This window comes from Ruegeria sp. CDSB013 (assembly GCF_059611165.1).
This window is the reverse complement of record NZ_JBXWPA010000025.1, coordinates 1-25,692: the sequence shown is the minus strand read 5'-3', so window position 1 is coordinate 25,692 and position 25,692 is coordinate 1. Positions and strand designations below refer to the sequence as shown.

15 protein-coding genes and 3 pseudogenes are annotated in these 25,692 nt (G+C 54.7%); 13 read left to right on the top strand and 5 right to left on the bottom strand.

The window, feature by feature from the left end; translation table 11 throughout:
• The first annotated feature begins 574 nt into the window (after positions 1–574).
• Together AC2FJF_RS23870 and AC2FJF_RS23865 are read left to right on the top strand one after the other, a co-directional pair.
• The gene (locus tag AC2FJF_RS23870) at positions 575–1,468 is read left to right on the top strand and encodes a LysR family transcriptional regulator (RefSeq protein ID WP_496727489.1); all 894 of its coding nucleotides are present in this window, start codon (positions 575–577) and stop codon (positions 1,466–1,468) included.
• 427 nt (positions 1,469–1,895) lie between these two features.
• Positions 1,896–7,238 carry an autotransporter domain-containing protein gene (locus AC2FJF_RS23865; RefSeq protein ID WP_496727488.1) on the top strand — a complete coding sequence of 1,781 codons (5,343 nt, stop codon included), beginning with the start codon at positions 1,896–1,898 and terminating at the stop codon, positions 7,236–7,238.
• Between the two features lie 311 nt (positions 7,239–7,549).
• On the opposite strand, the pseudogene AC2FJF_RS23860 reads toward AC2FJF_RS23865, so the two are convergent.
• A pseudogene (locus tag AC2FJF_RS23860) lies at positions 7,550–7,732 on the bottom strand (DDE-type integrase/transposase/recombinase); the annotation flags it as partial.
• Positions 7,733–7,795: 63 nt separating this feature from the next.
• Between AC2FJF_RS23860 and AC2FJF_RS23855 the strand changes: the two are divergent.
• The 10 genes and pseudogenes from AC2FJF_RS23855 (at position 7,796) to AC2FJF_RS23810 (ending at position 17,731) form a co-directional block, all read left to right on the top strand.
• A complete protein-coding gene (locus AC2FJF_RS23855; RefSeq protein WP_496727487.1) occupies positions 7,796–8,140 on the top strand; it encodes a DUF4143 domain-containing protein in 345 nt (114 codons plus the stop codon).
• Positions 8,141–8,329: 189 nt separating this feature from the next.
• Positions 8,330–9,351, top strand: a pseudogene (locus AC2FJF_RS23850) (IS110 family RNA-guided transposase).
• Positions 9,352–10,168: 817 nt separating this feature from the next.
• Positions 10,169–11,908 (top strand): ABC transporter substrate-binding protein, encoded by a 1,740-nt coding sequence (locus tag AC2FJF_RS23845; protein WP_496727486.1) that lies wholly within the window; start codon positions 10,169–10,171, stop codon positions 11,906–11,908.
• Between the two features lie 82 nt (positions 11,909–11,990).
• Positions 11,991–13,040: an ABC transporter ATP-binding protein gene (locus AC2FJF_RS23840; RefSeq protein ID WP_496727485.1), complete on the top strand. Its 1,050-nt coding sequence runs from the start codon at positions 11,991–11,993 to the stop codon at positions 13,038–13,040.
• A 1-nt stretch (position 13,041) separates the two neighbouring features.
• Positions 13,042–14,118 (top strand): ABC transporter ATP-binding protein, encoded by a 1,077-nt coding sequence (locus tag AC2FJF_RS23835; protein ID WP_496727484.1) that lies wholly within the window; start codon positions 13,042–13,044, stop codon positions 14,116–14,118.
• Positions 14,115–14,978 carry a carbohydrate ABC transporter permease gene (locus AC2FJF_RS23830; RefSeq protein ID WP_058274620.1) on the top strand — a complete coding sequence of 288 codons (864 nt, stop codon included), beginning with the start codon at positions 14,115–14,117 and terminating at the stop codon, positions 14,976–14,978. The genes AC2FJF_RS23835 and AC2FJF_RS23830 overlap by 4 nt, the downstream gene beginning before the upstream one ends.
• Positions 14,975–15,772 (top strand): carbohydrate ABC transporter permease, encoded by a 798-nt coding sequence (locus tag AC2FJF_RS23825; RefSeq protein ID WP_058274621.1) that lies wholly within the window; start codon positions 14,975–14,977, stop codon positions 15,770–15,772. Before AC2FJF_RS23830 ends, AC2FJF_RS23825 begins: the two co-directional genes overlap by 4 nt.
• Before the next feature lie 8 nt (positions 15,773–15,780).
• Positions 15,781–16,185: a DUF2160 domain-containing protein gene (locus tag AC2FJF_RS23820; protein WP_496727483.1), complete on the top strand. Its 405-nt coding sequence runs from the start codon at positions 15,781–15,783 to the stop codon at positions 16,183–16,185.
• A 66-nt stretch (positions 16,186–16,251) separates the two neighbouring features.
• Positions 16,252–16,647 carry a BlaI/MecI/CopY family transcriptional regulator gene (locus AC2FJF_RS23815; protein ID WP_170559558.1) on the top strand — a complete coding sequence of 132 codons (396 nt, stop codon included), beginning with the start codon at positions 16,252–16,254 and terminating at the stop codon, positions 16,645–16,647.
• Complete coding sequence (locus AC2FJF_RS23810) at positions 16,634–17,731, top strand: M56 family metallopeptidase (RefSeq protein WP_496727482.1); 1,098 nt, start codon at positions 16,634–16,636, stop codon at positions 17,729–17,731. Before AC2FJF_RS23815 ends, AC2FJF_RS23810 begins: the two co-directional genes overlap by 14 nt.
• 698 nt (positions 17,732–18,429) lie before the next feature.
• On the opposite strand, the gene AC2FJF_RS23805 is transcribed toward AC2FJF_RS23810, so the two are convergent.
• Positions 18,430–19,101 carry an HAD family hydrolase gene (locus tag AC2FJF_RS23805; RefSeq protein ID WP_496727481.1) on the bottom strand — a complete coding sequence of 224 codons (672 nt, stop codon included), beginning with the start codon at positions 19,099–19,101 and terminating at the stop codon, positions 18,430–18,432.
• A gap of 101 nt (positions 19,102–19,202) precedes the next feature.
• Positions 19,203–20,069 (bottom strand): NAD(P)-dependent oxidoreductase, encoded by an 867-nt coding sequence (locus AC2FJF_RS23800; protein WP_496727480.1) that lies wholly within the window; start codon positions 20,067–20,069, stop codon positions 19,203–19,205.
• Positions 20,070–20,643: 574 nt separating this feature from the next.
• On the opposite strand from AC2FJF_RS23800, the gene AC2FJF_RS23795 reads away from it, so the two are divergent.
• Positions 20,644–23,844, top strand: coding sequence for a DUF8508 domain-containing protein (locus AC2FJF_RS23795; protein ID WP_496727479.1), 3,201 nt, complete (start codon positions 20,644–20,646; stop codon positions 23,842–23,844).
• 497 nt (positions 23,845–24,341) lie between these two features.
• Here AC2FJF_RS23795 and AC2FJF_RS23790 read toward each other — a convergent pair.
• Both AC2FJF_RS23790 and AC2FJF_RS23785 read right to left on the bottom strand, forming a co-directional pair.
• Positions 24,342–24,949, bottom strand: a pseudogene (locus tag AC2FJF_RS23790) (IS110 family RNA-guided transposase); the annotation flags it as partial.
• Positions 24,950–25,095: 146 nt separating this feature from the next.
• Positions 25,096–25,572 (bottom strand): GNAT family N-acetyltransferase, encoded by a 477-nt coding sequence (locus AC2FJF_RS23785; protein WP_496727478.1) that lies wholly within the window; start codon positions 25,570–25,572, stop codon positions 25,096–25,098.
• Positions 25,573–25,692 lie beyond the last annotated feature (120 nt).

The window sequence follows — 25,692 nt, the reverse complement described above, 5'->3', positions numbered from 1 at the left end:
AAAATGAGATCGCCACGGGTTGCTCCTGTCATGTCCCGGCACGCGTTAACAGAACTGCGTTCAATCTGACAGGTGCGGTAGAGTTTGCGACAGAACCAGACCGCATGTAAGATTACGTCCTTGGGAAGTGCACACCTTTGAATGAAACCATCTTTTCTGCACTCCCAAGTTGAAACTCGGATCGCCGGAATCAAAAAAGTTTCAATTCAAACAGAGTGCTTAAGGAACTTGCGACAGAACCCTTCCAAATCGAGAAATGACATACAGTAACGGGCATGTAGGAAGACGGCGAAGAGGATCACATCCTTCGGATACTGTGCGCCTTTGAAAGAGGCCCTGAACAGTCATTCGACATCAAAATTTTGATAGCCATTCACTCGAGGCACTTAGGAGCGCAAACAGTAAAAAGTTCGCAATAGATCCGTTCCGGAGGGCCCGGATTTGAACGGCTCGAGTGCTCCGTTGCTCACGGTTTCATCACGTTAATGTAAGTTCGGATGTCCTGGGCTTGAGGCAAATTTTGGCGTCACCTAGGACTTATTAACCAGCAGGTTTGAATCAACTTCAAGGCAAAATGGAACTGAATCAGGTCAAATACTATCTTGCGGTTTGTGAAACCTTCAATTTCACAAAGGCAGCAAAAAAATGCGACGTTTCGCAACCCTCGCTAACCCGTGGAATAAAGCGCCTTGAGGAACAGCTTGGTGGAGATCTGTTTCGGAGAGAGCGCGCACGGACACATCTGACCGAACTGGGTCAGATGATGTATCCAGTGCTCCAAAAATGCTATGAGGGTGCATTGCAAGCAATGCGACTGGCGGAAGATTTTTCTCAGGGTGATCGGGCATCTATTCGCATTGGTATGACGCGCGCCGTCGAAGCGGATAGGATCGTCGGAGCTATTCAAACCCTAGTGTCAGATATTGCGGCAGCAGAGCTGACTATCGTGCGTGACAGTCGCGACGCTGTGTTTAGTGCGCTTGAGTATGGCGACCTAGATTTTGCTGTTGCGACAGGTCGTGACGGACATTGGGAGCGTTTCGAAACACTCAGCCGGGTTGAGGAACGAATTTTCGCGTTTATGTCTGTAAAGAGCCGGTTTTCTGATTTGAACAGGTTTTCTCTCAACATGTTGGGGAACGAAGCTCTTTTGCTGGAACCTTTCAGCGACTACGACAAAAAGCTGCTGACGCGGTTCCATGAGGCGAGTGTTTCGCCGGGAAAGGTCCACACCATGACTTCGAGATGCGATACCATGAGCTTTCTCAGTGCAAACCTTGGCGTGGCTTTCTTACCCGAAGGCGCACCTTGTCCACCTGAGGTTTGCTCTATGCCCGTGGCGGATCTGGACGTCACTTGCCTTACATCCGTGCTTGCCGTGTCTGGTCGGCGGCACTCTCCGGCAGGGGCGGCTTTTGTAAAAGTTCTCAGGGAAAACGGGTCATGTCAGTCACCGCCTTCGCTATAGATTGCCATTGGCGATAGGCTATGTGTATCGAAACCATACATGTTGATTTATTGACCAAAAGTTTAAGGGTCCGATAGTCGCTCTTCGAAAGAAAGAGAATCTGGGTGTTGATTGAGAATGGTTTTGGGGCGGCATGAGTGGGGCCTTATGTCGACCTGGTTAGGCAAGGAAACTGGGATGAGTATGTAATTGGTTGGGTAACTTTTAAAGTTATCACGGTATCGAAGGCTCCGTGCAGCGCACGCACAGTTCAAGCAGCACCAATTTCTTGGGCGCTGAGGGTGAGCTGGTATCTGCAATAGATAGTCTTTCAAACACATCAAAGTAGATGACGCCAAAACCGACCTCAATCAAAGGTTGGCTTCAATTGTCATCGATCCGGTCAGGTCCTGATAAGGCTGACCAACAGCAAAAAAGTAGAGAAATAATGGTCGGTAACCGTAAGGCTCGTCGCCGTGCAATCGCACTTCGCCGAAAAATTGTCAAAATAGACAGAAAAATCATCAAATCAGCGCTGATCGGTTCAGCCGCTGGTGTTGCATCGCTGGCAATGCCTGCTGACGTTCAGGCCCAGGTTGTTCCCGGCGACCCTCAATGTACGACCAGCGGAACAACCGTAAATTGTAGCGGAGACCTAGAGGCAGGAATCTCGGTTGCAGAACCGGTTGAAACGTTGAATGTGAATAATGTTGACCCAGAGGGAATAACTCCGGCGACCGGAGTTGTCGGAATCTCTTTCGTTTCCGAAGCCGGGGATCTTACATTGAACGCGGATACGACCGGGTCGCGCGGGATCATTACATCTGGTCTTAACACCCCCGGGATAATCGTGGAACACCAAGGTCCCAACGGCAATATTAGCGTTTCCTCAACCGGCGACGTCAATGCGAACGGGGACAGTATCAGACTTAGTACAGACGCAGGCAACGTAACACTTACCTCTCGGGGTGATGTTGCATCCGTGCGAGACGAAGCGATCGACATTGACGTTGAGGATGGGAATGTAACGGTCGACTCGGTCGGGAATCTGTCAACCCAGACTGGTGCGGGTGAAGAAGCCATCAGGATTGACGTCGACGGGGACGGCGATATCACCGTCAGGTCCACAGGCAATATCGCTTCAAATCAGGATGGTATTGAGGTGGACGTCGATGGAACTGGAAACATCGTCATTGAATCAACAGGCGATGTTACGACCAATACAAATGACGGATTGGATGCCACCACCGAAGACGGCAGTATCTCCATCACTTCGACTGGGACAATACGTGCGAATGATAACGGAATCGAAGCTGACGCGGCCGGCAATATTTCGATCTCATCGACCGGAGACATCAGCGCAAGAGGAAGCGGAATTGAAACCAATGTTTCTGGCGACAGCGGCGTTGATGGCAATGTGAGGATAAATACCAATGGCGACATTGATGCAATCAATCATGCTTTGAACGTCAATCTGAATGGCACGGGCGATGTTGAGATTGCAAACAATGGCAACCTGAGTTCGCGCGCCGAGACAATTTTTGTTCTGTCCAACGGTGACAATGTCACCCTTCAATCCACAGGTGATGTTACGTCAGAACGGGCCAGGGGTATTGTCGTGTTTCGCTCCGATGGTGACGGCAACATTGACATCACCCAAACCGGCAACATCGCGGCCGCAGGAACAGGCATCGATGCCCAGCTCAATCCGGGTGCCGTTGGCAATATCTTGATCACTTCGCAAGGGAATATCACAACCCAGCAAGACCTTGCGAGCGGCATTCGTGCTGTCCAAAGTGAACTCGGGGCAATCGAAATTAACTCAACCGGTAACTTGTCGACGGCCGGCTCAGAGGCACATGCGATCCGTGCAGAGAATTTGGGAGATGCCGACGGAGATATCAGCATCTCCTCGACCGGCAATATCAACACGACTGGCGACGCCTCCGCTGGTATTTTCGCGAATTCTGAGACCGCCACGTCGCGCAACAATGTGCAGATCACATCTGCAGGGAACATTACCACACAGGGCACGGACTCCGACGGGATCCTCGTTAACGAAGACGGAAGCGGCACTGTTGCCGTAACTTCGACCGGGGATATCACCACCCGCAGCGAAGGCGCAGATGCGATCGAAGTCAGAGCCAACGGTGAAGGCAACGTAACGATCGCCTCGGAAGGGAATATCGATGCGTACGCGAATGGCGTTCTCATTGGCGCCGACGCCAGCGATGTGTCTGTAACATCACAGGGCGATATTGCGTCCCAGAACGGCCACGCGATTGAAATTGATGTTGAGGATGGGAATGTAACGGTCGCCTCGGTCGGAAATCTCTCAACCCAGACCGGTGCGGGTGAAGAAGCCATCGGAATTGACGTCGATGGGGATGGCGATATCACAGTAAGATCCACCGGCAATATCACTTCAAATCAGGATGGGATTGAGGTGGACATCGATGGTGCAGGAGACATCACGATTGAATCAACGGGCGATGTTACGACCAACAGGAATGACGGATTGGATGGCACCACCGAAGACGGCAGCATCTCCATCACTTCAACCGGACAGATACGCGCAAGCGGCGGAGGAATTGAAGCTGCCGCAACTGACAATATCACAATCACATCGACCGGAAACGTCACCGCTGGAGTTAACGGGATCGACGCTGAAACAACCGGTGATATTACAATCTCATCGAACGGAACAATCACTGCCGAAGGGGACGGAATCAGTGCGCTCGTTCCCGACGAAGGCGAGGGCGACGGCAACGTCACGATAACAAACACCGGTGATATCTCCGCAAGAAGTAATGCCGTGTTCGTCGACTTGCATTCAACGGGAGACATTGAGATTGTCAGTACTGGCGACCTGACTTCCCGTCAGGAAGCAATTTCTGTTTTGACCGACGGTGACAGTGTTACCATCCAATCCAATGGCGATATTACATCGGAGTCAAACAGCGGCATTTCTGTTACTCGCTACGATGGCAACGGCGACATCAACATTACTCAAACCGGCAACATCGTGGCTGCGAACCAAGGCATAGAGGCCCAAATGTTGCGGAACGTTGATGGTAACATTTTGGTCACGTCACAAGGAAACATCACAACCCGGAATAACTCTGGTGTTGGTATTCTTGCGACCCGCTCCGGAAACGGAGAAATCGAAATTACCTCGACCGGAACCATTTCGACATCGGGGGCAGACGCGAACGGAATTCGTGCCCAACAGCAGGGAGGCTCGGGCGACATTGCGATCCGTGCGTTGGGTGAAATCAGAACCTCGGGCAACAATGGCGACGGGATCATGGCCGAGCGCACGCAAGGTGTCGGGGACATTTCTGTCGATGTGGCTGCAAATATCGAAACGCAGGGCGATGCGGCGAGGGGAATCGACATCAATTCGTTTAGCCCCGATGCCGACAATAATGTCGGACTCATTGCAACCGGGAACATCACGACGGCCGGTGCCAACGCGTTAGGAATTCTCGTCCGTAAATCGGGCACTGGGAACGTTGAGATCGATACCAGCGGGAATATCACAACAAGAGGTGAATCTTCTTCCGGCGTCACGGTTTTGAACGTTGAGGGGGGCGATACGGTCATTACTTCGAACAGCGTTATCGCCACACAGGCAGAGGCATCCACTGGTATTGTCGGGATTGGTTTGAACGGCGATGGGGAAGTGAAAATCCAGTCTAATGGTGCGATCACTACTGCAGGAAGGTCTGCGAATGGGATCGGAGCGGGCAAGGAAGCTGGTGTCGGGAATGTTGCTGTTAACAATACGGGCAGGATTGAAACCGCTGGGGTCGACGCCAACGGGATTGTTGCGGAAATCCGTGGCATCGAAATTGAAAGTGACACCGCCGTAACTGTTGAAATCGAGTCCACCGGCGAAATCTTGACCCGCGGCGACCAATCAAACGGGATTGAAGTTCAAAACCCTGGCCGGGGGAACACTGCGATCCGAGTCGGCGACAACATTTCGGCAGAGGGCGCACGCGCCAGCGGTATCCGTGTCACAGGCTCAGCTATGAATACGTCCACTGTCTCCATCAATGGTGCAACTGTCCAAGGTGGCTCAGGTGATGGTTCGGCCATACGTTTTGACTCGGCTGCGGGTGCAACGAATGTTCTGAATACGGCGGGTGAGGTTGTCCTGTCGTCGCTGGGTGGATCTGCTGTGATCGGAGGCGCTGGTAACACTACGATCAACAATTTCGGAACACTGACCGCAACAGCCAACGGTGCTATTATGCTGGGCGAAGGCACAAATGCTTTCAACAACCAGGCTGGCAGTACTTTCAACACTGGTGGCGTTGTCAATCTGGGTGCAGGAAACACTTTGACCAATGACGGGGTGCTGTCTCCGGGTGGGCGGGGAACGATCGCAACCACGAGTGTGACAGGCCGACTGGTGCAGGGGGAAAGTGGCCGCTTCGCCGTCGATCTCGACCTGGATAGCGGCGCGGCGGACCGCTTGAACGTTTCAGAAACCGCAGCCTTGAACGGTACCGTCGACGTCAACGTATTGAACGGGTCGGCCCGGTCCCAGCAATTCACAATTTTGACTGCGGAAGGTGGCACGGCGAACGAAGGTGTGACTCTGAATGGTTTCTCCATCAGCCCAATCCTGCAGGCTGAACTGCGGTTTCCCAATGCAAATGACGTGGTCCTGGCGACCAACGTAAACTTCGCCGCTCCTGGCGCTGGGCTGAACGCCAATCAGCGCAACACCGCCAATGCAATTGATGCGGCCTTTGAAGACGGGGATGAGAACATTGCCCCGGTAACCAACGCCCTGCTTAACGAAGTGTCTAACGCCGATGAATTGAAAGAAGCGTATGACCAACTTGGCGCGGCGGGACTTCTCAGCAGTGAAAGCGCGGCATTGGTCAACGCTCAGAACTTCACCAATCAGCTGTTTTCGTGCCAAGTGACCGGCGTAGAATACGCCGCCATCTCGGAAGGCAGCTGTTTCTGGGCACGGCCTCAGACCCGGCATTTCGATCAGGATGGAACGTCGGATTCTGTCGGTTACGACAGCCGGTCCTACGGGATCAGCGTCGGTGGTCAGCTTGAGTTCCGGCCCGATTGGTTTGCCGGGTTTGCACTGGCGTACGAATCTGGCGATATCTCCTCAACGTCCGGCGTCGATAGTGATTTTGACTCGTATTCGGTCGGCCTGAGCCTGAAGCGCACGTTCGGGCGGTTTGCCTTGTCCGGGGCAATCGCTGGCGGTGTGGGCGATTTCGACACGACGCGTTCCGTCACGTTCGGCGGCCTCAACGCATCGAACACATCGAACTACGACGTCGATTATCTGTCGGCACAGGTACGAGCGGCATATCTGATTGAACGCAGCTCGGGTTATCTCAAGCCTATGCTGGATTTGAACCTGACGCGCGTTAAGCGTGACGGATTCACGGAATCCGGGACGTCAGCAACGGGCCTGTCCTTGGACGCCAACAGCGAGACCTATTTCTCGGTCAGCCCGTCACTGGAGTTCGGTCAGGACCGGCAGATCCGCGAAAATCTGGCGTTGCGTGCATACGGAAAAATCGGGGCGACGTATTTCAACAATACGGATACAACCGTGACGGCTCGTCTTGGCGATGGACCTGATTTCACCAACTCGACAGATGCCGACAACTTGTTTGCCGATGTCGAAGCGGGCGTGACGTTCTTTACCCAAGGCGAAAAATCCATTCAGCTTGGATATCGGGGCCGGTTCTCGGACAATACACGCATCAACAGCGCCTTTATCAAGGGCAGCATCAAATTTTAATCGAATGAGATGGTTGATCTGAACAAACCGCGACAAGGGGAAGAAGCCTTCTCCTTGTCGCAACGGGATGTATCGCCAAATTTGGCGCCCGATTAGAAAGTGTTGTGGACAGTGCGGAATTGCTCGGATGTGCGGATCGCACCGTTGCAAAAAATCGCCGCTATCCTGTGGATATACGAGAATTAAAGGCACAAAATCGGACCAAATGTCCGGCAATGTTTCTGCGTCCAGTAATTAAGGGCACAGTGACATCGATCGGTTTTGTCGCCAAGATTTGAGCCCGTTGAGTTGTTTGAGCAATCGCTTGTGAGTCAGGTGGCGAGCTCAGCGAACTGCTGAAATGGACAAAGTTCGGGCGTAAGTTGGCCCTTTCGGATCATGTGCGACACTTCGATTCCGCCGAGCGTTGCGGCCGCTGAAGCGAACGACTTGAACCCGCACATGTGGCATATGCGACGCTTGATGAACCTGTAATCCTGCTCGATCAGGTTGTTATCCGGCATGAATGATCGCGACGCTTCAATCGGAGGTTTTGAAGGCCTCGATTTGGGTTAGGGTTGATCCACCGGGATCCGGTTGTCAGAGGCAGTTGGGAAGGCTTCTGTATCGAGAGCCTGATCGCCGCTGCGGCACGCGGAACTGAAGCAAGCTTCTATCGCTCTTCCGCAGGCGCTGAGGTTGATTTGATGTTGAAGCTTCCCCGAGGCGCCCTCTGGGCCATAGAGATCAAACGGCCGACATCTGCCAGGGTGACGCGCGGATTTCACATCGCGACAGAAGATTTGGACGTCTCAGAACGCATACTTGTCTATGCGGACGGGAAGGAAGTGCCGGGGCCGGGGGGAGTACGGGCAATGCCCCTCAAAAGTGCTATGGAACGGCTGGCGTCCGCAAAGGCTTAATAGCGACCGGGCCGGAAGTAGCGGGTTCGGAATTGAACGTTGTAGCCCACCTCTGGCCGAACCTTGTTGCAATTGAAAATACTGCCACGAGCGGCCCAAATCTGATGGGGTGGATGGCTTCTGCTCCAACCGGCGTCGCAATGCGCCATAATGGGGGTGTCAAGATCTGCTTATGAGAGGAGCCACCCCATGCAAGTCGCCACAATTGGCGTTGATCTGGCCAAGAACGTTTCCAAGTCCACGGGATCACCGCGACCGAAGAAGTCGTGTTCACCAAGCCATTGCGACGAGCGCAATTTCTGTCGTTCTTTGCAAAACCGGGCCCCTGCTTAATCGGCATGGAGTCGTGCAGTAGTGCGCATCATTGGGCCCGCGAACTTACTGCAATGGGTTACGAGGTTCGACTGATCCCGCCGATGTATGTAAAGCCAAACGTCAAACGTGGAAAGTCGGATGCCATCGATGCCGAGGCCATCTGCGAGGCTGTGACCCGACCGACCATGCGCTTTGTGGCCACCAAAACGGTCGAACAACAATCTCTGCTGTCACTCCATCGTGCCCGCGATCTTCTGGTGCGCCAGAGAACGCAACTCATCAACAATCTGCGTGGCTTGGTTGCTGAGTTTGGCATCTTCATTCCAAGAGGTCTCGTCCGGGTGATCAGCTTTTCTGAGGATATCACACTTGGTGAGGTTCTCGATTTGCCCGACATCGCCAATGAAGTGATCCACAATCTGTGCGAACAACTCATGGCTTTGCATAAAAGGGTCCGCTGGTACGAAGGACGCCTGAAGCAAGTGGCCAAAGAAGATGAACGGGTGCGCTTGTTGCGCACAATCCCGGGCATCGGTGCGGTAACGGCCTCTGCGATTATCGCCAGCATCGGCGATGGGCATCAGTTCCGAAACGGCAGGGAATTTGCTGCCTGGTTGGGTTTGACCCCCGCAAACAAATCCAGCGGCGGCAAGGAGAAGCTGGGGCGGATCACCAAGGTGGGCGATCAGTATCTGCGATCTTTGCTTGTCGTCGGCATGACATCATTAGTCCGACAGACACGGTCACACCCTGAACGCGCCAGCAAGTGGCTGACATCACAACTCGAACGCATACCTGCGCTGGTCGCAACTGTCGCAATGGCTAATAAGACTGCCCGGATCGTCCGGGCAGTGCTCACCCGCAACGAACTTTACAGCCCACGCGCTGTAGCCTGAGACGAAAGGAACATCGAGTTAGCAAGACCCGCGAGATGATGGTGCATAAGTCTGCCGCCAAAGCCAAGAAACTCCGCCGAATGGCGCGAGCATAATAGTCCGTAAAGCTGATAGGAACTTGGTTTGCGGAACCCATCAGGGCTAGCGGTCAAAACCGCGCAAACAGGCAGGACACATGACTGCTTCTGACAAATGCACAAATCAGATCAAAAAGGATTTGCTATGCAGGAGCCATCCACACAAGATATTCGCTTCGCTCTCTTGTTTCATATGTGTGTCATGTGAAAGCCGACATTCGATGCGACCAATAAGTTTGTCACAGTGTACCTCCTGATCCGAGTTTTGACCCAAAGTAATGGTAAACGCTGTAAGAAACGAAGTTGACTTTCATCTAGAATTTCAAGGATGGGTGTAACAAAACCAAAACTAAATTGATTTAGTCTCCAATTGTCGGCCGAGATATAAGACAGCTCGAAAAGACCGATGTGGTAGGTAGGTTGTTAGAACATCTGGTGATTTGTTCCACCGGGACTCAACAAGTCTCCTAAATTAGAAGCGCCTGTCAGCGTCACAGGAAGGAATCAGGCCCTGACGCGCATGAGCACTAGCAATACGAGTGTCTTGCACGCATCCTCAGGCCTAAGATGAATAATTGTCCGCATGTAGTTCATGAATTGCAAAAAGTTCCAATTTTCAATTACTTCCAGGCGCTCCACTCAATTACTAAAAATTTAGTTTGACAGGTGCGCAGAAAATCGCTGATGCTGTCTGCTATCCGGTTTGCGCCGGAAAACCATAATTTTTTGGGAGGAAAGAGATGCGGAGACATCTACTTTCCGCAGTGGCGGCTGCTGCCGTCATTGCGGGGCACGGTCCCGTTTGGGCCGACGAAGCCGCAGCACAACGTTGGATCGACGACGAATTCCAGCCATCGACCCTGTCGAAAGACGAACAGATGGCGGAAATGCAATGGTTCATCGAAGCTGCACAGCCTTATGCTGGCATGGAAATCAACGTTCTGTCCGAAGGCATTCCGACCCACTCCTACGAATCCGAGGTCCTGACCAAGGCGTTCGAGGAAATCACCGGTATCAAGGTCAATCACCAGATCCTTGGTGAGGGCGAAGTGGTTCAGGCGGTTCAGACCCAGTTGCAGACAGGCCGGAACCTGTATGATGGCTATGTCAACGACAGTGACCTGATCGGCACGCATTCGCGTTTGCAGCTGGCCTATCCGCTGACCGACATGATGGGTGGCGACTGGGCCGGTACGACCTCACCGACGCTGGATCTGGATGACTTCATGGGCATTCAGTTCACCACCGGTCCGGACGGCAAGCTGTATCAGCTGCCGGATCAGCAGTTCGCAAACCTCTATTGGTTCCGCAAGGACTGGTTCGATGATGAGGCCAACAAAGCCGCGTTCAAAGAGAAGTACGGCTACGATCTGGGTGTTCCGGTCAACTGGTCAGCTTACGAAGACATCGCAGATTTCTTCACCAACGACGTGAAAGAAGTCGACGGCACCACGATCTATGGTCACATGGATTACGGCAAGCGTGCGCCCGACCTGGGCTGGCGTATGACTGATGCATGGCTGTCGATGGCTGGTGCAGGTGATAAAGGCGAGCCAAACGGTATCCCCGTCGACGAATGGGGCATCCGCATGGAAGCAGGCACCTGTAACCCTGTCGGCGCTTCGGTGTCACGCGGTGGTGCTGCGAACGGTCCGGCTGCGGTCTATGCGATCCGTAAGTGGGATGAATGGCTGCGGAACTATGCACCTCCGGGTGCGGCGTCTTATGACTTCTATCAGTCGCTGCCGGCGCTCAGCCAGGGCAACGTGGCCCAGCAGATCTTCTGGTACACAGCCTTTACCGCCGACATGGTGAAGCCGAAGTCCGAAGGCAACAATACTGTAGATGACGAAGGCACGCCGCTGTGGCGGATGGCACCCAGCCCGCACGGCCCCTATTGGGAAGATGGCCAGAAGGTCGGGTATCAGGACGTGGGTTCCTGGACCTTCCTGAAGTCGACCCCTGCGGATCGTGCTCAGGCGGCTTGGCTCTATGCTCAGTTCGTGACGTCCAAGACCGTCGATGTGAAGAAGTCCCACGTGGGTCTGACCTTCATCCGCGACAGCTCGGTCAACCACGAGTCGTTCACCGAGCGCGCACCTAAGCTGGGTGGTCTGGTCGAGTTCTACCGCTCGCCTGACCGTGTGGCATGGTCGCCGACCGGTATCAACGTGCCGGACTATCCGAAGCTGGCTCAGATCTGGTGGCAGCAGATCGGTGACGTGAACTCAGGCGCCTTCACCCCGCAAGAGGCGATGGACCGTCTGGCCGAGGAGATGGACATCACCATGGCCCGCATGCAGGCCGCGGATGAAAGTGCTGGTGTCTACGGTGGCTGTGGTCCCCGCTTGAACGAACCGCAGGATGCGTCGTTCTGGTTGGAAAAAGCAGGCTCGCCCAAAGCCAAGCTCGAGAACGAAAAGCCGCAGGGTCAGACCGTCAACTATGACGAACTGGTTCAACGCTGGCAGTCTCAATAAGCCATTGAAACCCGGGGATGCCGCTTTAGGCATCCCCACCTCAAGACCAGTGCGACGCACTGAAGAACCGGAATCCACGGACATGATCGAACTACAAGATGCCACCAAACGCTTTGGCAACGTTATCCATATCAAGCCCACGACCCTGACGCTGCAAACCGGCCATTTCAATGTGCTGCTGGGCGCGACGGGATCGGGCAAAACCTCTCTGATCAAGATGATGGCCGGGCTAGACCCGATCGCCTCGGGCAAGGTGCTGATGGACGGGCAGGACGTCACAAGGCTGAACACGCAAAAGCGGCAGATCAGCCTCGTGCACCAGTTCTTCGTGAACTACCCGCATATGACTGTCTTTGACAACATTGCCTCGCCTTTGCGTGTGGCAGGGATGGCGAAATCCGAGATTGAAGGACGCGTGGAAGAGGCCGCCGACTTGCTGCAGCTGCGCCCGATGTTGCATCGCCGACCGCATGAGCTGTCAGGCGGCCAACAACAACGTACCGCGTTGGCCCGAGCCATCGCAAAAGAAAGCCGAGCCGTGTTCCTCGATGAACCGTTGGCCAACCTGGATTACAAACTGCGCGAAGAACTGCGTGAACAGCTACCCGACCTGTTTGCCGGTCGTGGGGCGGTGGTGGTTTACGCCACCTCGGAACCCGAAGAGGCGCTGCTTTTGGGTGGATATACCGCCCTTATGGAAGACGGTCGGGTTACGCAATTCGGCCCGACGGCTGATATCTATCGCAACCCCGAGAATATTGCTGCTGCGCGCGTGTTCTCAGATCCGCCGATCAATGTGGCTCGCGTCACCGTGTCCGGCGCACAAGCGCGATTGGCGGGTGGAGGTGGCTGGCAGGTCGCGGATATGACCGATGGCGAGTACATGGTCGCAGTGCGGCCGCACCGAGTGACACCAATCCGCACCTCGGATGCCGATGTGGAGCTGACCGGTCGGGTGATTGTAACCGAATTGTCAGGGTCGGATTCCAGCGCTCATTTCCAGCATGGGGACGATGCGTGGGTCTCTTTGGCAGCTGGTGTACACCCATATCAGGTGGGCGAAGACCACCGTTTTTTCATGAACCCGGCCCATTGCCGGTATTTCGGCCAAGACGGCAAAAGGGTAGCCTGACATGGCACAGATCAAGCTTTCAAACCTAAAACACAGCTACATGCCGACGCCGGCAGGTCCGGAAGACTATGCACTGAAGGAAATCGACGTGACATGGCGTGATGGTGGGGCATATGCCCTGTTGGGGCCATCAGGGTGCGGGAAGTCCACGTTGTTGAACATCATCTCGGGCTTGTTGATGCCGTCCGAGGGCCAGATCCTTTTCGATGATCGCAACGTGACGGCTCTGCCGCCTGACCAGCGTAATATCGCGCAAGTATTCCAGTTCCCGGTAATCTACGACACGATGACAGTAGGCGAGAACCTGGCGTTTCCGCTGAAAAACCGAGGTGTTGATGCGGCGACGATCAAACGTCGCGTCGATGAGATTGCCGAGATGCTGGACGTCACGGATATGCTGAATACCCGTGCCTCGGGTCTGAGCCCGGATAACAAGCAGAAGATCTCGATGGGGCGCGGTCTGGTCCGTGATGACGTGAACGCGGTGATGTTCGATGAGCCGCTGACTGTGATCGATCCCCATCTGAAATGGAAGCTGCGGTCCAAGCTGAAAGAGCTGCACCAGCGTGTGCAGGCCACGATGATCTACGTGACCCACGACCAGACCGAAGCTTTGACCTTCGCGGACGAGGTGGTTGTGATGCAGGAAGGCGAGGTGGTGCAGATCGGAACGCCGGTTGAACTGTTCGAGCGCCCCCAACACACATTTGTCGGCCACTTCATCGGATCACCCGGCATGAATGTTCTACCGTGTGAGGCCAAGGGCGACCGCGCGGTGTTCGAAGGCCACGAGGTGATGCTGGAGGGTCCGACCCACGGCGAGGGGGGCCGCACCGATTTGGGTATCCGCCCAGAATATGTTGGCTTCGGCGACACCGGCATTCCGGCGCATGTGACCAAGGTTTCGGATATCGGCCGCCACTACGTGGTCAGCGCGATGGTCGGCAATACCGCCCTGAAGGCCGTGACCGAAAACAGCGTGCCTGAGCCGGGCTCGCAGGTTTTCCTGCAATTCAAATCAGAACAATCGCGCGTCTATCGCGACGGCTGGATCGCAAGCGAGGAGCGGGCACAATGAGAACGGAAAACCAAAAGGCATGGTTCTTTGTCTTGCCGGTGCTGGCACTCGTCGCGTTCAACGCGCTGGTGCCGATGATGACGGTGGTAAACTACTCAGTGCAAGAGACCTTCGGCAACAACCAATTCTTCTGGGAGGGTCTGGGCTGGTTCGAACAGATCCTGCGCTCGGATCGCTTCCAGGCCGCGCTGGGACGGCAGTTCCTGTTCACCTTCCTGATCCTGCTGATTGAGGTGCCGCTTGGCATTATTGTGGCCCTGTCGATGCCGCGCAAAGGGTTCTGGGTTCCTGTTTGTCTGGTTCTCATGGCTCTGCCGATGCTGATCCCGTGGAATGTAGTCGGGTCGATGTGGAATATCTTTACCCTGCCCAAGATCGGCTTGCTGGGCTATTTCCTAAATGACGTTTTGGGCATCAACTATGACATGACGCAGCAGCCGCTGTCGGCGTGGATCACGGTCGTCATCATGGATGTCTGGCACTGGACTTCATTGGTCGTACTACTCTGCTATGCTGGCCTCGTGTCGATCCCGGACGCCTATTATCAGGCCGCCAAGATTGACGGCGCCAGCCCGTGGTCGGTGTTCCGCTATATTCAGCTGCCCAAGATGAAAACAGTCCTGACCATCGCAGTACTGCTGCGGTTCATGGACAGTTTCAACATCTATACCGAGCCCTTCGTTCTGACCGGCGGCGGCCCCGGCAATTCAACCACCTTGCTGTCGATCGACCTTGTGAAGATCGCTCTGGGACAGTTCGACCTTGGTCCTGCAGCCGCGATGAGCCTGATCTACTTCGCCATCACGCTGCTGGTGTCTTGGGTCTTCTACACTCTGATGACAAAGGATGACGCGCAATGAAGAAGCGGTCCCTTATCCCAATCCTCTATATCGCGTTTCTGATGCTGCCGATCTATTGGCTGGTGGCGATGTCCTTCAAGACCACGAACGAGATTCTGTCGGGCTTTTCCCTGTTCCCGCAGACCTTCACGCTGGAGAATTACATCACCATCTTCACAGATCCGACGTGGTATTGGGGCTACATAAATTCGATTGCCTACGTGACAATCAACACGGTGCTTTCCGTTTGTGTGGCCTTGCCCGCCGCTTATGCGTTCTCGCGCTATCGGTTCCTTGGTGACAAGCAGCTGTTCTTTTGGCTGCTGACCAACCGTATGGCTCCGGCTGCGGTGTTTGCGCTGCCTTTCTTCCAGCTGTACTCGTCTATCGGATTGTTCGACACATATCTGGCCGTGGCACTTGCCCATACACTGTTCAACGTGCCGTTGGCTGTTTGGATCCTAGAAGGTTTCATGCGCGGCATTCCCAAAGAACTGGATGAGACCGCATATGTGGATGGCTATTCGTTCCCACGTTTCTTCGTGACGATTTTCCTGCCGAACATCAAAGCGGGTGTCGGTGTCGCGGCCTTCTTCTGTTTCATGTTTTCGTGGGTCGAGATGCTGTTGGCTAAGACCCTGACTGCGGTGGAGGCTAAACCCATCGCGGCCGTCATGACGCGTACTGCCTCCAGCGCCGGGTACGAGCTGGGCCTGCTGGCCGCTGCCGGAACCCTGACTATCATCCCCGGAGCCATCGTCATTTGGTTTGTCCGCAACTACATCGCGCGCGGTTTCGCGATGGGTCGTGTGTGAGGTTCGATATGCGTAAACTTCTTCTCATCCTCCCCTTCCTACCTACGACAACCTTGGCTCAGGCTCAGACCGGATGGGGCAACGTTGGCCAACAAGAGGAAAAGGGATTTTCCTGGACCAACCCTTTGTGGCCCGATTTTTGGATGGCCTGGACGCCTGCGACACTTGCAGTTTTCGTTGGGATATTCTCAGCCATCGCGCTGATTGGCGTTCTCGAAGGCTTCAAATATCGCGACGGGATTGAGCGGCGCGGCGTATTGGGTCTGACCACCACGCTCGGCGATCGTCTCTTCATCACGCTTCTCGGGGCTGCCTACATCTTTCTGGCCTGGCTCGGATTGGTTGGGCAACCGGTTTGGACGCCGCTGTTTTTGTCCATCGGTTGGGGCATCTTCGTCTTCTGGAAAGTTTAAGCTTTGCGAAACTGCGAAAGGATGCTTGTCTGTCAGGCATACTAAAAAATGGCGACACCGAGACTGATGCGAAAGAAAAAAACAACAAACTTACTGACTGAAGTAGAGCTGGAGTTCATGAACGAGCTCTGGGCGCTGGGTCAGGGCTCGGTCCGTGACGTTCTTGATCGTTTGCCGCCGGATCGAAATCTGGCCTACACATCCGGCGCAACAATTTTGCGCATCCTCGATGAAAAGGGATTTGTAGAAAGCGAGAAAAACGGCAAGTCGCTGACGTATCGGCCACTTCTGGAAAAAGACAGGTATCAGTCGCGTTCGCTGCAAAATCTTTCCCGAACGTTGTTCGACGACACCCCCGCAACGTTGGTTGCAAGGCTGGTCGACGATGCGGGGCTGACAGAAGATGATCTGGAGGAAATTCGAGCACTGGTAGAGAGGAGACTGCAAAATGACGGCGGTTAAACCGGTTCTCGACGCGTTTCTCGAGTTCAATATTGTGCTTGGATTGTCAGCGTTAATTTGGCTGGCTGCCCGCGCGGCGTTGGGTCGTACATCGATGCGATATGGCTTTGTTGCGCAACTCCGTTCCCTCAAGACGCTATGCATTTGTGTTGTACTGAGCCCGTTTTTGGCACTGGGTGTTTCGACAATTGCCGGTCTGGTTTGGCCGGGACGTGCAGTGGCATTGGGTGACATTGCTGTTGCCGCCTACTTGCGCGGCGACATCGCTATGCCAGCAGCGCAATTCGAAGCGCTGCTGAATAGCCGCGAGCGATGGATTGATCACGTATTGTCCGGCAACAATGCCTTTGTAACCTACGCTTCGATCGCGCTGGCGCTGATTTCGGCAATGTTGGCGATCAGGGTAATGCGCGATGCTTGGGCTATTCGTAAGGCTGTAAAATCCAGCTTCCTTTGGCGCCGCTCATCGAATGTAGATATTCGCCTGTCCGACCGTGTAACCGTGCCCTTTGCCGTGCGGGGCTTGCGTCGCCGGCATGTCGTTTTGCCCAGCCATCTGTTGAACGCGCCAGCCGAACTCCGGTTCGCGCTGGCTCATGAGTTCCAGCATATCCGTGCTAGGGATGTGGAGTGGGAATTGGGCTTCGAACTCCTGCGACCAGTATTGTTCTGGAACCCGGCTTATCTTGTATTGAAGCTTCAGTTTGACCGACTTCGGGAACTGGCCTGTGATCAATCTGTTGTGTCGCGCAAAGGGATCAACGCAAAAGACTATACCGCTTGCCTGTTGGACTATTGTGCGCGGTCAGTCGCATTGAGTAACCCACGCGTTCTTCACGTGGCTTTGGTGAACGGCACCAAGGCAAAGCATGTATTGCGGCAACGCGTAGTCGCGCTGACTGAGGCGCCAATCACGACGACACACTTACCAGCAGCGTTTCTCGGGATGACATTAACCTTGGCTACAGTCCTTGCCATTGGTTCTGCATCAATCCGTCAAACTCAGGATTGGAGCCATGATCGGTTAATGCTTTCCACAGTTGTAAATCTGGAGCGTCTGGAAGCTAGAAATCAAGGAAATTGACCGCTGATGTAAAGTTCCGGTTTGAACCACTTCGACGGCGTCAGAATGACATACGCGAATATTGGATTCTGGCGTTTTGTAACGCTTCCGTTCAGCCGTTTTCACCAGCTTCTGTCAGTTTCGCGTAAGTGCGATCTATGACCCGCCGGACTTCGGGGACGCTCGGTGCCAGGTAAAGATAGTGTGTGAGAGGACAATACACAGTTTTGCCGCACTGACTCAAACACCCCGTTTGATCTAGTGGCAGTTCCAAGGGGCGGGTCAACGCGTTACTTGTTTGCGGATTAAACCCCCGCTTTAACTGACTGTTCTGTCGCCTTCTCCATCCCAAGAATACTTCGTTTACGATTGGGAGAAGATGTTAGAACGGACTGATACGCCTCCGCCGCTCCTTCCGCGTCACCGGTTGCCATCGACAAATCGCCCAATAGCTCACGCGCAGGCAAAACGTGGCCCGGTGTTACAGGAGCTTTGGTGCAGATCGCGGCGATGGTGTCAGTGCGAGCCCAACCCGGTCATCGCAGTTTTGTGCTGCGTGAGCACATAGCAAAAAAACTGCTGCGCAAGCATTGGTCAGCTTGCCGCTACTCAGCGAGAAGAACGGTCAATCGTGCTCAGCGCAGCGATCAAGACGACTCAAATTCACAGGTAGGCGGGACAATCTGCGCTTTCGCTGCATTTGCGCGATGGTCAGCTTTCTATTCCGGAACTGCCATCAGACCAACCGCGTGGGCCCCGGCGATGATGTTGCTGGCGATGTGATGCCCGAGTGCACGTAGTTCGGCGTCGGGGGCGACGATATCGGGGACTTGCACCGTAATGAGGCCTGCCGCGTGGGCCGCGCGGACGCCGTTGGGCGAATCCTCGAACGCAACACAGTTTGACGGATCCTGACCCAGGCGTGCTGTGGCATGTAGGTAGATATCTGGCGCAGGCTTGCTGGCAGCGACCTGATCGCCGCCTACTACGTCGCGAAAAAGCGCGCTGAGACCCGCTCGCTCGAGATGCAGATGCGCCTTTTCTGTCTGGGTGCTGGTGGCGATGATGTAAGGTATATCCCGCTCGCGTAGGTGTTCTGCCATCGCGCGCGCACCCGGTTTGACAGGGATGCAATCCGCCAGCCGTTGCGCGATTTCGGCGTCCCAGACGGCATCAAATTCTTCCAGCGTGACGCGCCCAGCTAGCCCTTCGGTTAAAAGTCGGCGTCCCAGCGCACGGTTTGTGCCGACTAGCCGACGGAACAGGTCGTCGTCACGCGGCAATCCGAGAGCGTCAAGCGTTGTACGGAAGCCCTCGAAGTATACACGCTCGGTGTCGAGCAACAGGCCATCCATATCGAATACGACGGCATGGGGAGTGGGAAGAGGCATAAGGGGTGGCCGTGCTGAGGTTTGAGTGTGCGTAGATTGAATGAACGTTTTCTGGCGAATTGGAAAGGCCGCAAAGCAGGACGCAGCGGACAATTGGCGCTTCAATTTTTTCGAAGCGCTTTGATGATTGCTGCAGTTTCCTGTTTTCCAAAGCCAGCGTCCTGCGCACGTTTGACCCAATTGCGCATTACAGTTGGTAGTTCAGTGTTGATACCCATAGAAACAGCGTGATTGTACAAACCGGTGACCGCCTCTCCTGCCACATCAACTGATGCGCCGCCGCCAGAAATCTCGTCGAAGGAACCTGCATGGATTGCTTCGGTAAGTGGGATAGCCCTGTCACCTGCGGGAAGGATGGACGTGAACTCAGACACAGGCAATCCCTCTGCTTCGCAGACGAGCGATCCATGAATACTCCCAAAAATTATTCCAAGGAGTCGCGAAAGAAACGCAAGCTCCAATGTCGCTGCCGAGCGGACGTTGGAACCCAAGTAGCGTAAATCGCCGGCGAGTACGTCCAGGTTTGCCTTGCTATCTGAAAATGCGATTTCGTCTCCGGCGACCGCTATCCGGCCGGTTGACGTTCCGATATCGCCTGGCCAACACATTATCGTGCCGTCAAGGTAACCTGCGCCCCAATTGTTAAATTGCTTTCTACTGTCCTCTGATTCTTGCGGCGACGAAGTGCCAAGCTGAATAATGTTTCTACCGGCGGCCGCCTTTGAGACTGGAGGAGTATCAAAAAGAGCGTTTGTGGTTGAGTAGTTGAGAAGGCAGATCAATGTCCTGGGGCTTGCCGAAATGGCCTCATCCAAATCATCAGCCACCCGCGCACCACGATCCACCAAGGAGGTCGTTTTGTCCTGCGTGCGGTTCCAGACGGTGACGTTACGCCCGGAGTCCAAGAGCGCGGTTGCCAGAGCAGTTCCCATTGCGCCCAGTCCAACAACTGTAATGTCGCTCGTCATCCCCAATTCCCCCATTGTGCCCCGCTTACCAACCGCAAGCCTGTAAACGATATCACGGATGACAGGGGAGAGCCGGGGAATCTAATATTTCGCTTTGAGCTCAAAACGGATGAGGTGGGTGGCTCCTGCTCCACCGGCATCGAATGTGCCAAAGTGCAGTTGTCATCGACTGCTAGGAAAGGAGCCATCCACCTCATCCGGTTCGGGCCGTGCGCAACAGTTCGAACAAGTCAGTTACACGAGGGCTTGGTCCATCCTTCTGCCGTCACATCCAGACTAAAATTTCGTCGGTAGCGAAGGTTTCCCGCCAGTTACGTCGAAAAAGTCACATGACGATACCGGCCGACATCCCAAGAAAATACGGAGACCCTGGGCTCGGATCGAAGAGCGTTGGACTGCAGAACACAGATCGAAATACCTTGCCGTGATTTCAGACGGCAAAGCTCCGCCGTATTGGGCCGACTACGAACATGCATGTAACTAACATCTCCAGGTTGAGCTACCGTGAGTTGTGCTGAGGCGAGTCGGATACCGACGCGCTGTTCTTTCACTAGATCAAAAAAGCGAGGCTCATATGGTTACTACATTGGCTGCGGGTGACATTGCGTTTACCGGGTTCAATTCAGACAATCCCGACGAGTTCACATTTGTTGCTTTGACCGACATCGAAGCCGGAACCGAGATTAAATTCACTGATAACGGTTGGTTCGCAGCCGGCGGGTTTCGCAGCAGTGAGGGTATATTCGTCTGGACGGCACCTGCGAACATCGCTGCGGGTACAGTGATAAACCCCGCATTTACCGGGCCAAACTTTTCGGCCAGCGGCGATCAGATCCACGCGTATCAGGGTGACGACGACACGCCCAGTTTTGTCGCATCGGTTCATTTCAATGGGGACGGATATGAGCCTGACGCAACATCGCCGAATACGTCTGCACTGCCCTCGGGGTTGACCGTCGGCACCAGCGCAATTGCCCTCACCGAAACCGACAACGGTGTTTATAACGGCCCGCTTTCCGGTACAAAGGCCGAATTACAGGCCGCCATCAACGACCCGGCCAACTGGACAACCAGCAATACCAGGATTGAAGATGTTGAACCTGCGGGGTTCACCGTCACGGATGCCGCGCCCTCGCCATCGGTCATCATAAATGATTTGGACCTGACGACCGATGAAGGGGGAATGGCAGATACATATGAAGTCACGTTGTCAGTCGCGCCCGAACAGCCGGTCACGATCACCATAGCCGCAGGGGCTGATCTTGACGTCGTGCCAACTGAACTGGTGTTTGACGCAACCAACTTTGACCAGCCTCAACAAGTCGCCGTCACCGCCGTTGACGACGATTTGCCCGAAGCGGCCGAGGTCGTGGACATTCAGCACACGGTAACCTCGGACGATCCCGCATTCGACGGTATTCTGGCCCCTGTTGTCGAGGTGTCCATCTCGGCAAGCGACATTGAAATCGTGTCGATCTATGAAATCCAGGGCGCGGGCCACGTGTCTGAATTTGTTCTTGCAGATGGACAAACGGTTGCGGATTTCTTCGCGAACCTGCCCGCCGGACCGTCGAGTGTTCTGGGCGACATGGTTTCAACCAGCGGCATCGTCACCGCGGTGGATTCCAACGGGTTCTATCTGCAGGACCCTGATGGCGATGGCAACGATGCGACCTCGGATGCGATTTTTGTGTTCACTGGATCGAACCCGACCGTCACCGTGGGCGATGCCATTTCTGTGGGTGGGACGGTTGCCGAGTTTTTTCCCGGCGGCACCAGCAGCCGCAACCTGCCGACCACACAACTGACCGATGTTTTCGACCTTGAGGTGCAGTCATCGGGCAATGAGTTGCCTGAGGCGGTTCTGATTGGCAATGATCCGGGTGAGCGGTCTGTTCCAAATCAAAGCATCGACGATGATGCGTTTGCCTCATTCGATCCAACCCAGGACGGTATCGATTTCTTCGAAAGCCTGGAAGGGATGCGCGTGACCGCCACCGATCTGCAAGCCGTCAGCGGAACCAGCCGGTTCGGTGAAATCTTTGCGGTTGCCGATCAGGGCAGTGGCGCAACTGGTCTTTCAGAGCGCGGAACGCTCAATATCTCGCCAGACGACTTCAATCCTGAGAAAATCCAGATCGACGAAGACAGTGGGATTTTCGATTTCGACTTTCCCACAGTGAATGTCGGCGATCACCTTGGCGACGTCACGGGTGTGGTGGGCTATAGTTTCGGAAATTACGAAATCCTGCCGACCGAGGATTTTACACCGAATATCCAGTCAGCCGGGTTGGAACAGGAAACGACCACACTCGCCAGTTCAAACAATGAGCTGACGATTGCCACATACAATGTTCTTAACCTCGACCCTAATGATGGCGACGGCGATCAAGATGTTGCCGACGGTCGATTTGCCGCCATTGCCGAGCAGATCACCAATAACCTCAACAGCCCGGACATCATTGGTCTGCAAGAGGTGCAGGACAATTCGGGATCGGAAAATGACGGAACCATCTCAGCGTCGGAAACCCTGGCGGAACTGGCCGCGGCTATCCTGGCGGCGGGTGGTCCGGCTTATGAGGTGATCGACAACACCTTTATCGGGGACGGAACATCCGGGGGTCAGCCCGGCGGCAACATCCGCACCGCCTTTCTCTACAATCCGGATCGTGTCTCGTTAGTGGAAGGATCCGTGCAGACTATCGGCGGCCAAGGTGAAGGCGAGGCCTTTGAGGGCGCACGTTTGCCGTTGGTCGCTGATTTTGTCTTCAACGGTGAAACCGTCACGGTGGTCAACAATCACTTTTCATCCAAAGGTGGTTCCGCGCCTATTCTGGGAACCGAACAGGACTTTGCGGCCCGTCAGGAAGGCGTTGATGTGAACGGCAGTCTGGATGAGCGCCAGGCCCAGAGCCAGGCCGTTCAGGATTTCGTCAACGGGCTGGGTGATGGCGCCAATGCTGTTGTGTTGGGTGACTTCAACGAGTTTGAATTTGTCTCACCCGTAGCTGACCTTGAGGCCAATACCGACCTCGTCAACCTGACAAACGATATTCCGGAAGACGAACGTTATAGCTTTGAGTTTCAGGGCAACAGCCAGTCGTTGGACCATATTCTCGTGTCCGAGGATCTGCATTCCGGGGCATTGGTTGATATCGTCCACGTCAATTCGGAGTTCGCCGCAACCAGCGGGCGCGCCTCGGATCACGATCCCATGGTGGCAAGCCTGTTCATTCCAGAAACCCAGAGTTTGGCCGTTGAGTTCGAAGCGGGCCGCTGGTTCAAAACCAAGGCCTTTGAAAGCATCGATGGCGAAGTTGTGGATGTCGACCGGCTTGGCCCGGTGCGCAACAGTCTCACGTTTTCGGATGTGGGTATCAAAGTGGATGCGATCGATCCAACCAATTTCGAGCTGGTTGCGATCAAACATGGGGCGATTGGCGTGTTCTCATTCGACGACTCGTTGTTTAGCCGCGATGCCGCATCGGTTGACGGTGACGAAAGCCTCAGAATTGCGCTGGAAGACACGGACCTGGAAGCGGTGGAGTTCATCTTTAGCTTTGGCGACAGTCACGGCAGCGGTGAAGTCGAGGTTGCCTTCTACGATGACGGTGTTCTTGTCGGCACCATGGTGGCGGATGCTGACGATGGCGATTTCTCAGGATCGCTTGGGCGTACGACCTTTGACGCAGTTGAGCTGTCAGCGTTAGATGACACCATGTTTACTGTCGACGAATTTGCGTTCGAAGTGATCGATCAGAACCTGATTGCCTAAAGCAATGCCACACGGGGTCACCCTAGTACTACCGTGTGGCAAACCGCATGCAAATAATACCGCATCACGAACACTCGAAACCTCGAACAGAATGGATTAGCCGGCTTGAGCCATTGAATTTGATGCGCTGCGAAAAGAACTTTGCATCCCTATCGTGCAAGTTTGATCTGATCTGACGTCCAGAAAAATATACATCCGCAACTTTGTTATTGCTGCCAGCCACTAGTGCCTCGCACGGCATTGTCCAAAAGGGGTTCAGAGCCGTACAATGCCGCGATCCGCGCCGACGACGAGGACCTTAGTTGGTGAATGTCTATTCCATCAAAGAGTTAAGCTGCAACGACGCGCGAAGCGTCAGTTTGGCTGCAGGTGAAATCCGCATACTGCGAATGTCTTGTGTGGATGGCGCCCGCATAGCAAAGGGTTAAATGTGGTTTTGCGTGTCTTTTCAGAAGCGGTCTTATGTCCGGCCTGTTTATGCGGTTTTGACCGCTGACCTTGATGCGCATCGTGATCTTGTACCAGCCAAGACGATTGTGCAGGTCGATCAACTGCCGGCTGAGGACCCGAAGAAATTCTTGAGCCAACTCAGGCAGTTCGGCATGGCCTCCTTTGACGATCCATTTCGCAAAATCGATGGCGCGGGCGACTCCGCGCGCAATGGTGATGCCGAACTCAGTTGCAAGGCTGCGCAGCATGTTGATCAGTTGAGTGCGCTGACGAACGACGAAGTCGCGCGCCTGATGCAACGATAGAAGTGCTTGTTGCTCTTCGGATTTGATTTCGACAAACCGCATGGTCGGTTGCGTCACCGCCTCGCAGATCGCTTCTGCATCCAAAGCATCGGATTGGCTGCTATATATAGGGTTTGACGTACGTCGGCGGCATCAGCCGGACTGTATGACCTAGTTTCGAAAGTCGATACGCCCAGTAGTGGCTGGACGAACAAGCCTCGATTCCGACCAAACATGGCGCAAGAAGCTGGAAAAACACTAGGACCTGAGGTCAGCGTAAAGGCCGGTTACACATCTTGCCTGTCATCTGTGACGCCGTGCACATGAAAGATGTTCTTGGTCAAATCCAGGCCAGCGGCGATATCCTGCATGGGGGTGGCTCCTCTCAACCGCAGATCATGACACCTGAACTATGGCGCATTGCGACGCCGGGAGCGGGGGGCCATCCACCCCATCTGCAATGCGGGTTGCGATCGCTGAAACCTGATTGCAAATCGAAGGTCGGCGATGGGCCGGCTCAAGGGGCACTGGTTACAAGGCGATACTTTCGGAACATCGATCCATCGTATGTCATCTCGCCCTCAAACCTTGCGCCCATGCGCTTCAATGCCCCCAATTTTGTGCGACTAGGAGGAAGCAGGAGCGTCACGCATGGGATACGATCTTCGCCGTGCGCAAACTCCAGCGCTTGAGCGGTTATCCTCATCCCCAACCCGAAGGCCGAGGGTTTCAGCACGAGACCGTAGTCCCAGTCAGGACCTTCACGCTTAAAGCCGCCCCATCCCACATACGCGCCGTCCGCCAGAATTGCCCAATGGCCCAACCCGTCCTGCGCCCACTTGGCTTCTCTCATTGCCACGAAGTCAGCTGTGCGCCGCTCATCCCAGTTGCCTTGGAGCAAAGGCATGTGCAGAGCCAGAGCTGGATCGGACATATGCTCCGCAATATCCTCGACCGCAATCTCGGGTAGGCGCGTGAAGGTGATTTTTGTCATGTGCTCGTTTGCGACACGCCGTAGGTTCTGTCGCAAACTCTACCGCACCTGTCAGATTGAACGCAGTTCTGTTAACGCGTGCTGTGACATGACAGGAGCAACCCGTGGCGATCTCATTTA